The 15,776-nt window shown below is 45.8% G+C and carries 13 protein-coding genes; 8 read left to right on the top strand and 5 right to left on the bottom strand.

Annotated elements, in window-relative coordinates:
• Nucleotides 1-273: 273 nt before the first annotated feature.
• Nucleotides 274-2,499 (bottom strand): NADP-dependent isocitrate dehydrogenase, encoded by a 2,226-nt coding sequence (locus L5M18_RS03830; RefSeq protein WP_263195980.1) that lies wholly within the window; start codon nt 2,497-2,499, stop codon nt 274-276.
• A 343-nt stretch (nt 2,500-2,842) separates the two neighbouring features.
• On the opposite strand from L5M18_RS03830, the gene rluE reads away from it, so the two are divergent.
• From rluE to L5M18_RS03800, 6 genes are all read left to right on the top strand, one after another.
• Entirely contained in the window at nt 2,843-3,628 is a 786-nt protein-coding gene (gene rluE / locus L5M18_RS03825) for a 23S rRNA pseudouridine(2457) synthase RluE (RefSeq protein WP_263195979.1), read from the top strand.
• Nucleotides 3,629-3,673: 45 nt separating this feature from the next.
• The gene (locus tag L5M18_RS03820; protein WP_263195978.1) at nt 3,674-4,168 is read left to right on the top strand and encodes an NUDIX hydrolase; all 495 of its coding nucleotides are present in this window, start codon (nt 3,674-3,676) and stop codon (nt 4,166-4,168) included.
• A 324-nt stretch (nt 4,169-4,492) separates the two neighbouring features.
• Entirely contained in the window at nt 4,493-5,611 is a 1,119-nt protein-coding gene (mnmA, locus tag L5M18_RS03815; RefSeq protein ID WP_263195977.1) for a tRNA 2-thiouridine(34) synthase MnmA, read from the top strand.
• Nucleotides 5,612-5,614: 3 nt separating this feature from the next.
• Nucleotides 5,615-6,232 carry a high frequency lysogenization protein HflD gene (gene hflD, locus L5M18_RS03810; RefSeq protein ID WP_131523325.1) on the top strand — a complete coding sequence of 206 codons (618 nt, stop codon included), beginning with the start codon at nt 5,615-5,617 and terminating at the stop codon, nt 6,230-6,232.
• Between the two features lie 29 nt (nt 6,233-6,261).
• Nucleotides 6,262-7,632, top strand: coding sequence for an adenylosuccinate lyase (purB, locus tag L5M18_RS03805; RefSeq protein WP_263195976.1), 1,371 nt, complete (start codon nt 6,262-6,264; stop codon nt 7,630-7,632).
• 152 nt (nt 7,633-7,784) lie between these two features.
• On the top strand, nt 7,785-8,924 hold the full coding sequence (locus tag L5M18_RS03800) for a cupin domain-containing protein (protein WP_263195975.1): 1,140 nt from the start codon (nt 7,785-7,787) through the stop codon (nt 8,922-8,924).
• A gap of 178 nt (nt 8,925-9,102) precedes the next feature.
• Here L5M18_RS03800 and L5M18_RS03795 read toward each other — a convergent pair whose 3' ends face one another.
• Nucleotides 9,103-9,552, bottom strand: coding sequence for a DUF4826 family protein (locus tag L5M18_RS03795; protein ID WP_011789106.1), 450 nt, complete (start codon nt 9,550-9,552; stop codon nt 9,103-9,105).
• A 280-nt stretch (nt 9,553-9,832) separates the two neighbouring features.
• On the opposite strand from L5M18_RS03795, the gene L5M18_RS03790 reads away from it, so the two are divergent.
• Together L5M18_RS03790 and L5M18_RS03785 are read left to right on the top strand one after the other, a co-directional pair.
• Nucleotides 9,833-10,867 (top strand): Glu/Leu/Phe/Val dehydrogenase dimerization domain-containing protein, encoded by a 1,035-nt coding sequence (locus L5M18_RS03790; protein ID WP_263195974.1) that lies wholly within the window; start codon nt 9,833-9,835, stop codon nt 10,865-10,867.
• A 212-nt stretch (nt 10,868-11,079) separates the two neighbouring features.
• A complete protein-coding gene (locus L5M18_RS03785) occupies nt 11,080-11,424 on the top strand; it encodes a hypothetical protein (RefSeq protein ID WP_011789104.1) in 345 nt (114 codons plus the stop codon).
• A gap of 137 nt (nt 11,425-11,561) precedes the next feature.
• Here the strand turns inward: L5M18_RS03785 and L5M18_RS03780 are convergent, their stop codons facing one another.
• From L5M18_RS03780 to L5M18_RS03770, 3 genes are all read right to left on the bottom strand, one after another.
• A complete protein-coding gene (locus tag L5M18_RS03780) occupies nt 11,562-11,978 on the bottom strand; it encodes a MarR family winged helix-turn-helix transcriptional regulator (RefSeq protein WP_028759729.1) in 417 nt (138 codons plus the stop codon).
• Nucleotides 11,979-12,122: 144 nt separating this feature from the next.
• A complete protein-coding gene (locus tag L5M18_RS03775; RefSeq protein WP_105252680.1) occupies nt 12,123-12,596 on the bottom strand; it encodes a DUF1285 domain-containing protein in 474 nt (157 codons plus the stop codon).
• Between the two features lie 125 nt (nt 12,597-12,721).
• Nucleotides 12,722-15,763 (bottom strand): FAD-binding and (Fe-S)-binding domain-containing protein, encoded by a 3,042-nt coding sequence (locus tag L5M18_RS03770; protein ID WP_263195973.1) that lies wholly within the window; start codon nt 15,761-15,763, stop codon nt 12,722-12,724.
• Between the last annotated feature and the right edge of the window lie 13 nt (nt 15,764-15,776).

Raw genomic sequence — 15,776 nt, 5'->3', positions numbered from 1 at the left:
CCTTTTTATTGCTGCGTGTTTCATCAATTCTCACCACTAAATGCTACATCGCTCATCATCATTTCGCATGAATTTAATTCAAGTTCAATAGCCGCAGACCATCCATTGCATCCCTGCAAAAAGTTTTTATCATCGGTCTCGACAGCAAATTTAGGGTATAAAAAAGGATCTACAATGCAGATCCTTTTTTAAAATCAGTCTAATGACTTACAACTTTACATCACCTTAGATGGCCCACACGCGCACACCATCTAAAAGTGATAACGAGCTAAATTAAGCAATCAACAGCTTGTTCAACGTCTCGCTTGGGCGCATGGCTTTTTCAGCCTTAGCCGCATCTAAACGGTAGTAACCGCCTAAATCGACTGTTGCACCTTGTGCCGTCGCTAATTCAGCCACAATCACTTGCTCATTCGCCGCGAGCGCATGCGCTAACGGAATAAAGTGTGCTTGTAACTGCTCATCTTTGGTTTGCGCCGCTAACGCCTGTGCCCAGTACATAGCTAGATAGAAATGGCTACCACGGTTATCCAGCTCACCAACGCGTCTTGATGGCGATTTGTTGCTATCTAAGAATTGACCAATGGCCTGATCTAAAGTATCCGCCAGTACTTGTGCTTTAGGATTACCTACGGTTTGGCTTAAATGCTCAAGAGAAGCCGCCAGAGCCAAGAATTCACCCAGTGAATCCCAACGCAGGTGACCTTCTTTCTCAACCTGTTGCACGTGTTTAGGCGCACTACCGCCCGCACCAGTTTCAAATAGACCGCCACCATTCATTAATGGCACGATAGACAGCATTTTAGCACTGGTTCCTAGCTCAAGAATTGGGAACAAGTCAGTCAGGTAGTCACGTAGTACGTTACCTGTAACTGAAATGGTATCTTTACCTTCTTTGATACGAGCTAAAGAGAAACGCGTTGCTTCCTCTGGAGACATAATGCTGATATCTAAGCCATTAGTGTCATGCTCTGGCAGATACTGCTGCACTTTTGCAATGATTTGTGCATCGTGGGCACGTTTGCTATCTAACCAAAATACCGCTGGAGTATTGCTTAAACGGGCACGGCGCACGGCCAGTTTGACCCAATCACGGATAGGTGCGTCTTTAACTTGACACATTCTCCAGATATCGCCCGCTTCCACGTTATGGCTCATCAATACCTTACCGCTGGCATCAACAACGTTGACCACACCGTCAGCAGGAATTTCAAAGGTCTTATCGTGGCTGCCGTACTCTTCCGCTTTTTGCGCCATCAAGCCGACGTTGGGCACACTGCCCATGGTTTTAGGATCGAAAGCGCCGTGCTCTTTACAAAAAGCAATCGTTTCTTGGTAGATACCGGCATAGCAACGATCTGGGATCATGGCTTTAGTGTCATGCAGTTGACCGTCTGGTCCCCACATTTGGCCAGATGAACGAATCGCAGCAGGCATAGACGCATCGATAATGATGTCGCTTGGCACGTGTAAGTTGGTGATACCTTTGTCAGAATCAACCATGGCCAATGCGGGACGCGCAGCGTAAACGGCAGCGATATCGGCTTCGACTTCGGCGCGGCTATCAGCAGGTAATGTCGCTATTTTGGCATAAACATCACCAAAACCGTTGTTAACATCCACACCTAATTCAGCGAAAAGCGCCGCATGTTTGTCAAATACTGGCTTGAAGAAGACCTTCACAGCGTGACCAAACATAATAGGATCAGACACTTTCATCATAGTGGCTTTCAGATGCAGCGATAACAGCACATCTTCTGCTTTGGCGTTTTCGATTTCACGCTCATAGAAGCTCACTAAGGCTTTTTTACTCAATACCGCAGCATCGATAATTTCGCCAGCCAGCAGCTTAAGACCGGATTTGAGCACCACTTCTTGACCATCTTTTTGGGTCAGTACGATATTCACGCTGCCCGCATCAGATAAAGTCACAGACTGCTCGCTACCGTAGAAATCACCGTCAGTCATGTGGGCAACGTGTGACTTGGAATCTTTGGCCCATTTCCCCATGGAATGCGGGTTTTTCTTGGCGAAGTTTTTCACCGATAATGGGGCACGGCGATCTGAGTTACCTTCACGCAGTACTGGGTTTACCGCACTGCCTTTAATCTTGTCGTAACGTGTTTTAATTGACTTTTCAGCGTCGGTTTTTGGCTCATCCGGATAATTAGGGATGTCGTAACCTTTTTGCTGCAGTTCAAGGATACAGGCTTTTAATTGTGGGATCGAAGCACTGATATTTGGTAACTTGATGATATTCGCTTCTGGCTGATTCGCTAACTCGCCAAGCTCTGTCAGATGGTCGCCAATCTTTTGTGCTTCAGTCAGTTGCTCAGGGAAACTGGCAATAATACGGCCCGATAACGAGATATCACGGGTTTCAACCGCAACGCCCGCGGCGTCGGTAAACGTTCTGATAATAGGTAAGAGTGAGAGGGTGGCCAGTGCTGGCGCTTCGTCTGTTTCAGTGTAAATAATTGTTGATGAGTTATCTTTCATGTTACATCCTACATTATTGTAAAATTTAATATTTTTTATAATAATTTTATAGCATGGCGAACAAATCTGAGCACAGGGAAAATATCAATCAAGGCAATCGACCACGCCCTCACCTTTCAAATTCTCAATGCCCTTCTGTCTTTGCGCGCAAGCTAAAATTTGTTACAACGACTCATTAAAACCTAATAAACATTTAGGCACAGATCACATTTTCTGGCCGACATCATAGAGCATTCGCAATAATATTCAAATTCCACTAACGGCGAATGCCAAGTACACTATGACCACATTAACGACTCAATCAAGTCAGGTAAGCGTGTCTCAACCTCCTGTTAGCAAAAGTATGAACAAAAACAAGTTTCAACCTAAAGGTGCCAATGCCAGTACCAGTTCCCCAGCCAAGAGCCCGATTAAACCCGCTAAGCCCGCCAGCAGAGGCCCTGCCAACCGCGCTACCGCCGTAGATAGCAAAGTGGCGCCAGCACGAAATGCCAATGGCAGTTTAAAGAAAGAACCCTTTAAAAATCCTAATCGACGCGCAATTGCGGCGGCAAAACCGGTGCAGAGCCAAACAATTGCGCCGATTATTGTGCTGTTTAATAAGCCTTTTGATGTACTTTGCCAGTTTACCGATGAACAAGGTCGCAAGACCCTAAAAGACTATATCCCGATTGCTGACGTGTATGCCGCAGGCCGCTTAGACAGAGACAGTGAGGGCTTATTGTTGCTGACCAATGACGGTCAATTACAGGCAAGACTGACAGAGCCGAAAAAGAAAACCTTTAAAACCTATTGGGTGCAAGTAGAAGGCGTTCCGACGGAAGATGCACTCACTAAACTGCGCCAAGGTGTTGAATTAAATGATGGTATAACGCTGCCAGCTAAAGTCAAAATTATGGATTCACCCGACGTTTGGCCACGTAATCCACCGGTGAGAGAGCGCAAAAATATCCCAACAACTTGGCTAGAAATCCAAATTCATGAAGGCCGCAACCGCCAAGTCAGACGCATGACAGCGCATATCGGTTTTCCGACCTTAAGATTAATCCGTTATAAAATAGGCCAATGGAGTCTAGATAATTTGCCATCGGGTGAGCACAAATGCATCCGTCTCGGTGATGAAGTCTAAATTTCAGCCTAATTTCTGCATTCAAATCCACTCAAAGGAGGCTCAATGAGTCAAAGATATAAACCCAATGTGACCGTCGCTTGTATTGTTCATGCAACTTCACAGGACAAATATCTGATGGTAGAAGAGTGGATTGAAGGCGAGCAACGCTTTAATCAACCCGCGGGTCACTTAGAAGCGAATGAAAGCTTGATCCAAGCCTGTGAGCGCGAAGTGTTTGAAGAAACGGGGTTATCACTCAAAGCCCAAGGACTCGTCGGCATTTATCAACTTAGCGCCAGTGAAGACTTAGCCTTTGTGCGCTTTACTTTTTTCGTGCAGTTAGATGATATGCCCTCACCTGCGCCGCAGGATAAAGCGATCCATAGTGCGCATTGGTTAAGTCTTGCGCAGATAGAAGCCAAGCCATCTTTACTGCGCAGTCCCTTAGTACTCGATTGCTTAAAAGACTATCTCAATCAGGCACAAAATGGCCAAACTTATCCCCTTAGCTTACTCAATAGTGACCGCCTCACGATAGCCCAAGCGAGCAAGGCGTGATAGAATACCGCCCCGCATAAACGGCTGGCTAAGCTTAATGCGTGTGCTACTGCAGAAGCCTTGTACAGCAAATAAAGAGTTGGCCGTAAATGCGAGGTTTACTGGCAGTTTGCGGACTCATTTTATTTGATAGCGCTGGCAAAGTTTGATTTAGCAATCAGCAGCACAGCACCTAGATGTAAAGTTAGCTTGGATTTAAAGTGAGCTTGGATTTTTAGTTAGCCCATATTTTTAGTTAGGTTAGGTATTTTTGTTACGCGCTCAATGTCGCGGCTTAAATTCATCCACCTAGCCAACACACATACTCAATGGTTTTTAGGATTTATGACATCAATCGAACCCACTCATACAGGAAAAAAAGTCATTGTCGGCATGTCCGGCGGTGTAGATTCATCTGTTTCAGCCTATTTGCTTATGCAGCAAGGCTATCAGGTTGAAGGCCTTTTCATGAAGAACTGGGAAGAAGATGACAATAACGAGTACTGCGCGGCCGCAGAAGATATAAAAGACGCCCAAGCCGTGTGCGACAAGCTTGGGATCAAGCTACATACAGTCAACTTTGCTGCCGAATATTGGGACAATGTATTTGAGTATTTCCTCGCCGAATACAAAGCCGGCCGCACGCCAAATCCCGATATCATGTGCAACAAAGAAATCAAATTTAAGGCATTTTTAGAATTTGCCGACGAAATCCTCGACGCCGATTACATCGCAATGGGCCACTATGTGCGCCGTCGCGATAACAGCGACGGCAGTACGCAAATGCTCCGTGGCGTTGATGGCAATAAAGATCAAAGTTATTTCCTCTACACCCTTAGCCATGAACAAGTAGCCCGAAGCCTGTTCCCTGTCGGTGAGCTCGAAAAACATCAAGTTCGTGAAATTGCGAAAGAAATGGGCTTAATCACCCATGACAAAAAAGACAGTACTGGCATCTGCTTTATCGGTGAGCGCAAGTTCACTGAATTTCTAGGGACTTATTTACCGGCGCAGCCTGGCAATATTGAAACCCCAGAAGGTGAAGTCATAGGCACGCACCAAGGACTCATGTACCACACCTTAGGCCAACGTAAAGGCTTAGGCATTGGCGGCATGAAAAACAGCAATGACGATCCTTGGTATGTGGTCGATAAAGATCTTGAGCGTAACGTATTGATCGTGGGTCAAGGCGGACATCATCCCCGTTTGATGTCGACCGGCATGACAGTTAACCAACTGCATTGGGTAGATAGAACTGGGCCTGTCGATGGTTGTCATATCGCAGTGAAAACCCGTTATCGCCAACAAGATGTGCCTTGTACATTAACCTACACAGATGAACACACCTTGCGCGTGGTCTTCGATGAACCTGTTGCGGCGGTGACGCCTGGACAGTCTGCGGTATTTTATGATGGTGAGGTCTGCCTAGGTGGCGGCATCATAGATCAATTAATCCGAGGGTAACGCGTGAACGAGCAACTCATTAATCGGACTATGGCGTTTGCAGGCATACTGCAAGCCATTGCCCAAGTTCAACATTTAGCGCGCCATGGCGAATTGGATAATGCAGAGCTCGCAGCGAGCTTAAACACCATTCTCGTCACCAATCCTGACAATACGGCCGATGTCTATCAAGATAAAATCGTATTGCAAAAAGGCTATAAGCTGATCCTGAACCAGCTCGGTGACAGCAGCCAAAAAGATGTTGAAATCACCCGCTATTTAGTGGGCGTGCTTGCCCTAGAGCGTAAACTCGTGCGCTCTAACAGTGGCTTAGGCATGTTGGCTGAACGTATTAATCAAGTGAATCGCCAGCTACATCATTTTGCCATCACAGATGAGCAAGTTGTTGCCAATCTTGCCAGCATTTACAGTGACATCATCAGTAATTTAGGGCCAAAAATCCAAATATCGGGTAATCCTGTGTGTTTGCAGCGCCCTATTGTACAACATAAAATTCGTGCTCTGCTGCTTGCCGCTATACGCAGCGCAGTACTGTGGCGTCAGTTGGGCGGTAAACGTCGACACTTAGTCTTCGCCCGCAAAGCCATAGTCGATACAGCCAAGAAAAGTCTTACCCTATAATAAAATTAGCGTTCATCAAGGAGCTACACATGGATCTTTCCGCACTAACTGCTATCTCTCCGGTAGACGGTCGTTATGGTAGTAAAACCGCGTCATTGAGAGGGATTTTCAGCGAGTTCGGTCTTACCAAGTACCGTGTTCAGGTTGAAATCAATTGGCTAAAACTGTTAGCCGACTGTCCAGACATTAGCGAAGTGCCAACATTGAGCGCGTCAGCTATCGCCGTGCTCGATGGCATTAAAGACAATTTCAACGAACAAGATGCGCTGCGTGTTAAGGCTATCGAAAGCACCACTAACCACGATGTAAAAGCGGTTGAATACTTCATTAAAGAAAAAATCGCGGGCAATAGCGAATTAGCCGCTGTGGGTGAGTTTGTTCACTTTGCTTGTACTTCTGAAGATATCAACAACTTAAGCCACGGTCTAATGCTGACTGAAGCCCGTGAGCATGTTTTACTGCCCTACTGCAATGAGTTGCTGACGGCAATTAAAAAGCTGGCGATTGAATATCGCTCTGTGCCATTAATGTCACGTACCCATGGCCAACCCGCGTCACCTTCGACACTCGGTAAAGAAATGGCGAACGTCGCAGTGCGCCTTGAACGTCAAATCAAACAAATCGCCAATGTTGAAATCATGGGTAAACTGAACGGTGCCGTAGGTAACTACAATGCTCACCTGTCAGCCTACCCTGAAGTTAACTGGCATGAGCTGTCTGAGCTTTTTGTGACTAGCCTTGGCTTGCACTGGAATGCCTACACGACGCAAATCGAGCCACACGATTACATTGCCGAATTGTTTGATGCGGTTGCCCGTTTCAACACTGTGCTGATTGACTTTGACCGTGATATTTGGGGGTACATCGCCCTAGGTCACTTCAAACAACGCACTATCGCCGGTGAAATCGGTTCATCGACTATGCCGCACAAAGTTAACCCCATCGATTTTGAAAACTCTGAAGGTAACTTAGGTATCGCTAACGCCCTGATGCAACATTTAGCGTCTAAGCTGCCGTTATCAAGATGGCAACGTGACTTAACTGACTCGACTGTACTGCGTAACTTAGGTGTAGGTATTGCCCATGCGTTGATCGCGTATCAAGCGACCTTAAAAGGCATCAGCAAGTTAGAAGTTAACGAAGCGCATCTGCGTGATGAGTTAGATCACAACTGGGAAGTGTTAGCAGAACCCGTACAAACGGTAATGCGTCGTTATGGTATTGAAAAGCCATACGAAAAATTAAAAGAACTGACGCGCGGTAAACGTATCGACGCGCAGCAACTGTCAGTGTTTATTGACGGACTTGAATTACCAGACTCAGTGAAGGCTGAACTGAAGAAAATGACGCCAGCCAATTACATTGGTCGTGCCGAAACGTTTGTCGACGAACTGAAGTAAGTTATTAATTAAAATTGGCGATTAACTAATATTAAGCTATTGACTGAAATTAGTTATTAACTGAAATTGGCGACGGACAATACTCTTTCTTAAACAGAAATAAGGATTAAGGCGACCCACATCACCGCGATGTGGTCGCCTTTTTTAACACTATGTATACACTCAATCTCGATATCGCCCAGTTTCTTAGTGAATACTGGCAAAAGAAACCCCTGTTGATCAAAAAAGCATTTCCGCAATTTGAAGATCCTATCAGCGCCGACGAACTAGCAGGCCTTGCCTGTGAAGAAGAAATCTCTTCACGCATTGTTGTCACCAAAGACAATGATTGGGAAGTAGTGCAAGGTCCGTTTGAAGATTACGACAGCTATGGCGAAACCCATTGGCAGTTATTAGTGCAAGCAGTCAACCATTGGTATCCTGATTCGCAGCCATTAGTTGAAGCGCTGCGCTTTTTACCTGACTGGCGCTTCGATGACTTGATGGCCTCATTTGCAACCCCAAGTGGCGGTGTCGGCCCGCACGTCGATAACTACGATGTATTTATCATTCAAGGCGAAGGTGAGCGTCGCTGGACCGTGGGTGACAATACCCCGCAACAACGCCGCGGTGGCAATCCCAACTCGCCGCTGGTTGAGGACTTTACGCCCATTATCGATGTAGTGTTAGAAAAAGGCGACATGCTTTATATTCCACCCGGTTTCCCGCATTGCGGCGAAACCCTAACTGTGGCAATGAGTTACTCGATTGGTTTCCGTGCTCCTAGCCAGCAAGAATTGGTCAGTGAAGTCGCCGATTATTTGCTCGACAATAACTTAGGTCAGCAGCGTTTCACGTCGCAAACTGAACCGAGTTCAGCCGGTATCGTCAGCCAAGATCATCAAGTGGGCATAATGTCACTCTTGAGTCAGCTGAGCCAAGATCCCAATAGCTACCAAATCGTGTTAGGTAAGCTACTCAGTCAAAACCGTTTCGAACTTGATTTGTGTGAAGGCGAAGAAGCTTACAGCATTGAAGATTTGCAAGATGCCTTCGCCCAAGGTGCTGGCGTCAGCCGTATCGGCGGTTTGAAAGTATTGCGCCTTGAAAATGACTCCACGCCGCGATTATTCATCAATGGTGATGTACACGAACTGCTAAATACACCGGCAGATGTGATCGCACAGTTGAGCGATAACGTCAGCTTAAACGCCGATGAAGCGACTGAAATATGTCAACATGAAGAAGTCCAAGCCTTACTGTTGAAACTCATCAATCAAGGTTTCTACTACTTGAGCGACTGTGAAGAATAAGCCCTATCGACTTTGTTCGATGACCTTGTTCTTAATATAAAGTGTAAATAAAACATCAATATAAAAAAGGCACTCAATTGAGTGCCTTTTTATTATTTATGCCGTTATTTTGAGCAATCAACACAAGTGACTGTATTAACTCAATACTATCTAAATACAATCCTCAACTCATTTGAGTTTAAGCATTCCACAGTTTATCGTCGTTGTGCATACGATATAAACTCTCGGCACGCGATACTAATAATTGAGCAAATTTAGCCTGAGTGGCATCACGGGTTGCCCCCGAACGCACTAAGTTTTCCGCCTGCATTTGCCACATCATAGAGAAATGACGCACGGCATCACGGGCCGTAGCCGCCACTTTCACATCGACAAAATCCGACGGTAAATCACCTGACATCACCCAATAGGTTTTGTTGCTTGGACGCTTTGATTCCATCTTCCAAATCGCCATATAAGGCGCAAGATAACGGCTTTCATCGGCTAGGACTTTGCTTGGGATCACGCCTTTTTCAGCGAGAAAACGATTGGCTTTTTGAAATTGAGTTCTGACCCACTCTTGACGCAGCTTTTCTATTTCTTCAGCTGATAAATTTTGTTGAGTTTGGTCGACAGCTTGTTCAGTCATACTTCCGTCCTATCTTATTGTTATAACGCGAGCCTAATTCTTGGGATCAGTACGCGATTCATTCTATTCGTTACGTTAAATTCAGTACAATCCATTCTTAATCGCAAAGCTTACGTTTACGTAAAGTGGAAAGCTAAATTGCCACAAATAATGTATTTATTCGGTCATTATGCATGGTTGAGAGTATCGCTAAATGCTATGGTTCTGCAATAAATATAACAAGCAGTCGATAGAGGCTCACCTCGTCGGCTTTTTCATTGTGTATAGCGGAGAAATTCACGTGGCTGTATTTAATCATGTATCCTTTGACGAACATGAACAGGTTGTATTCTGTCATGATAAAGAAAGTGGCTTAAAGGCCATTGTCGCCATCCATAACACCAACCTTGGTCCTGCCGTGGGTGGATGTAGGATGTGGAACTACCAATCGGATGATGAAGCCCTGACTGACGTATTACGCCTTTCTCGTGGCATGACTTATAAAAATGCCCTAGCAGGTTTAACCATGGGCGGTGGTAAATCCGTGATCATTGCCGATCCGAAAAGACAAGATCGCGAAGCGCTGTTCCGCGCCTTTGGCCGTTTGATTAACAGCCTAGGCGGCCGCTACTATTCAGCGGAAGATGTTGGCACTACTACGGCTGATATTATGATCGCCCATGAAGAAACCCCTTATATGGCGGGTCTTGAAGGTAAAAGTGGCGATCCATCACCGTTCACAGCCCTTGGCACTTATTTAGGCATCAAAGCTGCGGTTAAACATAGACTTGGTTTAGACAGCCTTAAAGGCCTTAAAATCGCCGTTCAAGGCGTCGGTCATGTTGGCTATTACCTGTGCAAACACTTGCATAACGAAGGCGTAGAACTGATTGTTACTGACATTCATCAAGCCTCATTAGACAAAGTCGCTACCGACTTTGGTGCCATTGTTGTCGCGCCTCAAGAAATCTACGCGCAAGATGTGGATGTGTATGCCCCTTGTGCCCTTGGCGCAACCTTAAACGATGCAACCTTACCGCAACTGAAAGCCAAAATTGTTGCTGGCTGTGCCAACAACCAATTAGCCGAAGTACGCCACGGTGAACAACTGAAAGAAATGGGCATACTGTACGCGCCAGACTATGTGATTAACGCAGGCGGCATTATCAACGTGTCGTTCGAAAAAGATTACGACGCAGCAAAATCGACGGCTAAAGTAGAAGAAATTTACAACACGCTGCTGAAAATATTCAGCCAAGCCGATGCGCAGAACCGTACAACCGGTGCCGTGGCTGATGAAATGGCGAAAGCCATTATCGAAGCCGCTAAGCAGTAATTTTTCTACGCGTTTATTATTTTTTATGCCCGTCAAATATTGAAAAAAGCGACCTCTGGTCGCTTTTTTGTTATCTAAAATTTAATCTATCACTAAGCTCATGGTTTAGCCGCGCTTTTAATTTCGACACAGAATATTCATTTAATCACGCTGGAAAACGTCATATTTGTCTGCTTGAATTAGTCTATCAGGTCCCAGCACAGGATAGCGCTATGATCCGTTTCAAATATGATCTCAACCAAGATGTGGTAGAACTGCAAGCCAGCAATTGGAGTGGTTTAGAGCGGGTCTTCGTTAATGGCCAGATGGTGTCGCACAAGCTTAACTTTAAACCTCAAAGCGAGCATACCATTCAGCTTAAAGATGGCGCACCTTGCAAGTTTGAACTGCTTATCGATCCCCAAACCGATGAGTTAATGTGCCGAATTTATAAGCAACATAGACTCGTCGCTAGCCTAAAACAAGGCAAAGAGAATTTATTAGCCAGCCGGCGTTATTTACAGCACTCAGTGATAGCCGTAAGTCTGCTTTGCGTCTTTGCACTTTACTTAAATTAATCAAACCAGTTTAATCCCGCAGAGTGAGGCATAGTGGATGGGATTAAACTGGGAAAATGAATTGAGATAACCACATACAGATAGAAGTAAAAACGGCTAAACCACAGTTTTCCGCCATACCCATTAGATTCAAAATTTCAAGCCAAGCGGTTGATTTTATTTAATAGTAAAATGAATGTCTGCTGTTCATCTTCACTAAGATTTGACAGGAATTTTTCATTGACCCGCTCAGCTTCGCAAATAAGATCTTGCTCTAATGCTTTGGCTTCATCGGTCAAAAAGATTTGGAAGGCACGCCGATTATCGACTTCTTGATGGCGAGTAATAAGACCTTGCACCTGCAACTGATCGAGTAAGCGCGTCATAGTGTAATTTGCCACATCGCAACGCTTAGACAATTCAGTTTGGCTTATGCCCTCTTCTTGCCACAAAGCAAACAGCACAGGCCACAGTTTTATATCGAGTTGATATCGCTTAAGATGCAGATCAAGCTCATTTTGCAGCTCGATATTTAAGTGGGATACAAGATAGCCTAAGCTTTCATGACGATTCAAACAGCACCTCCTACAGCAAAGGTTTAACGCGTTTTCACTTACTCTGCACGCCATCATAGGAACCCAGAGTTAGTTTTAATACTACCACTTAACCCATAATAAACTAGCTTAGACCACAGCAAATTATGTGATTAACCTACGAGCTCATTCCTCATCTAGATCAGATAAATTGAATTCATTCACAAAATTATAGTAACAGGCCCGACCTAATTTGCCCCATAAACCGCGCTCAAGCGGCAAATAAACACTGTCATCGGTGAGCTTCATCTGTTTTATATCGACTTTATGGTGCTGTGTTTCAATACTGGTTCTTACATTGAGCAGCGAATGGGGTTGCGCTCGCTCGAAATCGACAATCAGTAAGGGAGCATCTTCAACCCGCACTCGCACCTTCTCCACTGGGGTAATTAAGAAATACTCATCATCAATGCAATGTAAAATACTGGCGAACAACTTAGCAAACTTTGCTGGCAGCGATGTGCCTAGATAGGTCCAATCACCCAAGGCGTTAATGTCAAACAATGGGGCTTCACTGCACAATGGCGCAACCGAGGTTAGCTTACTATCGGCGGCGAATTGTTTGAGTGTGTGCTGAATACTGTCAGTCATCTTTTCCATCTAGGCCTCCATCATCCATAAAAAAACCAACCTTGCGGCTGGCTTTAGTGTGACATTCAACACTGGGATATACCAGTGAGGATAATTACGATCTGACTAGCGCAATCAAAACGGCATAAACACTATTAAATATTTGCTAACTCGAGTAAGGCCTCAAGTGGATGCTTTGGCTTGTAACCCGCAAAACGTTTTACCTGGCTACGGCACGAATAGCCAGACACTAACACTTGCGGCTGCTCAATTTTCGCTAGCGTTTGCTGCCAAGACATATCAAACAAGGCCTTAGAGCGCTCGAGGTTTTCCGCCTCATGACCATAAGTTCCCGCCATACCACAACAACCTAAATTGACTGCGGTTAACTTAGCGCCAAAATGGGCAAAGATTTTAGTCCACTCATTGGCGGTATTTGGCTTGGCCGTCGATTCGGTACAATGACTAAACCAAGTATATTGCTTATCTTGCGCAGCTTTTGCAGGTAAATCTTTGATGGCATTCAGTAGCCATTCGTTGGCTAACTTGACCTCAAAATTACCGCGATTAGCCCCTAAGACTTCACGGTATTCATCGCGATAACACAAGACTAAAGCAGGATCTATGCCTACCATGGGCATGCCCAGTTTATGGACTTGGTTCAAAAAGTCTGCACTCGACTGCGCCGTTTTAGCAAACTTATCTAAAAATCCCTTGATATGTGTTGGCTTACCATTGGGTTTGTAGGGCAATAACACCGGCTTTAAGCCGAGTTTTTCAATCAATTGGATAAAGTGCAGCACAAGACCTGAGTCATAGAAACTGTTAAAGGGATCTTGTACCACCAACACAAACTGCGAGCGCTTCTCTTCTGGAATCGCTTGCAACGCAGCTAAGTCGTAACCGCGGCTTGCATGACCATCGAGTCTTTGCTTCAAAGTCGGCACAGATAACGCAGGCGCATCCACATAACCAATCGCCTGTTTAATCACCCATTGGCTCAATGGATTTTGTGCAACAAAGTTAGTGAGACGCGGTGCCGCAGCCATCAGTGGTAAGCTATCTTCAATCCCTGCAACGAGATAGTCTTTCGCGGGTCTTAAATAGCGTTGATAATAAATATTGAAGAACTGCGCCCTAAACTTAGGCACATCCACTTTTACCGGACATTGTCCAGAGCAAGCTTTACAGGCCAAACAGCCCTTGAGCGATTCCATCACCTCGTGGGAATAATCATAATCACGTTTGGCATTGATGGTATTTTGTATGCGCTGCAATATACCAAAAGGTTTCGCTTTTGCGAGGGCATTAACATCAACCCCTTCAGCCTCAAGTAGCCTTAGCCACTCTCTCATGAGCCCAGCACGCCCCTTAGGTGACTGCACTCTGTCACCCGTCACCTTAAACGATGGGCACATGGGCGAATAGCTACTGTAATTAAAACACAGGCCATTACCGTTACAATTCATCACATCGGGGAACGCATCACGCACATCAACGGGGATTTGTCGATCAAACTTACCGCGCTTAGCACTGTCAACATCGTAATAGAGGGCACCTGTATCTTTAGGCGCCACAAGCTTGCCGGGATTGAGTCGGTTATCGGGGTCAAACAAACCTTTAATATCTTGTAGAACGCCGTATAGTTCATCACCAAAGACAGCTGGACCGTATTCACCGCGCACGCCTTTACCGTGCTCGCCCCACATTAGACCGCCGTATTTAAGTGTCAGTGCCGCGACTTGATCAGAAATAACTCGTAGTAATTTTTCATCTTCAACATCGCACATATCGAGCGCTGGACGAACATGCAACACGCCCGCATCCACATGGCCGAACATACCGTATTGCAGATTATGCCCGTCGAGTAACGCGCGAAACTCCATAATGTAATCGGCGAGTTTTTCGGGCGGTACCGCAGTATCTTCAGCAAAGGCGATAGGCTTACGGCGACCTTTAGTGGCGCCGAGTAAGCCAACGGCTTTTTTACGCATGCCGTAAATTTTTTCGATACTCGGCTTATCTTGCGTCACTTGGTAACCCAATACACCGCACTCGCCTTTGCTGATCTGCTCAGTTAACACAGCTTCCAAACTCGCGAGCTTTTGCTCAACTTCGACCGTGTCACCTGCAAATTCGACCATATTGAGGCCATCAATAACTTTACCTGGCACTTCTTGGATAAGATCAGCCACCGAATGCCAGACAATATCTTCACGGGCTAAGTTAAGCACTTTTGAATCGACGGTTTCGACCACAGTCGCCCGCGCGGCAACTAAGGATGGCGCATGACGCAATGCCGATTGGAACGAATCGTACTTAATGTTCACCATAGCGCGCTCAGTCGGCAGCGGGGTGAGATTAAGTTTGGCTTCGGTTATCACCGCAAGCGTGCCCTCTGAGCCTGTCAGAATTCGTGATAAATCGAATTGCGTCAGCTTGTCGTTCCACACGTGTTTTAAGTCATAGCCAGTGAGGAAACGATTGAGCTTAGGAAATTGGTTTTCAATCTGAGTGCGCTTTTCGCGGCATACCGCCGCAACAGCAGAAATCAGTTTCTGCCCCAGCGGATTATCACTGACGTTATCGGGATTACACAGTCGTCCCGCATCTAGGGGATGCGTATCCAGCACACTGCCATCGATCAGCACACTGCGCAGCGCCAGCACGTGATCTGACGTCTTACCATAGACCAGTGAGCCCGCACCCGAGGCATCGGTATTTATCATGCCACCAATAGTGGCGCGGTTTGAAGTGGATAAATCGGGACTAAAGAAGAATCCATGGGGACGCAATGCATCGTTGAGCGCATCTTTAATCACGCCAGCTTCAACTCGAACCCAACCTTGCTCAGCATTCACTTCGAGCACACGGTTCATGTAACGCGACACATCCAAAATCAAACCATGGGTCAGAGATTGTCCGTTGGTGCCCGTACCACCGCCCCGCGCACTGAAGGTCACGCTGCGAAATGCGTCAGTAGCAGCCAGCGTCAATGCAATTTGAATATCCTGCTGATTTTTAGGATAAAGCACGGCTTGAGGCAAAAATTGATATACAGAGTTGTCGGTGGCTTGCACTAAACGTGCGCTGTAACGTTTGTCTATATCACCGGAATACTCACTTTGCTCCAGTGCATCAAGGTATGCCAAATACACTGGCTCTAATGTTTGTTGATGTGATAGCAGGGGTAGCATAGATGGCTTCTGT

This window comes from Shewanella sp. SM20 (assembly GCF_025654545.1).
In the GTDB taxonomy this organism is placed as follows: domain Bacteria; phylum Pseudomonadota; class Gammaproteobacteria; order Enterobacterales; family Shewanellaceae; genus Shewanella; species Shewanella oncorhynchi.
This window is presented reverse-complemented; position numbering and strand designations above follow the sequence as displayed.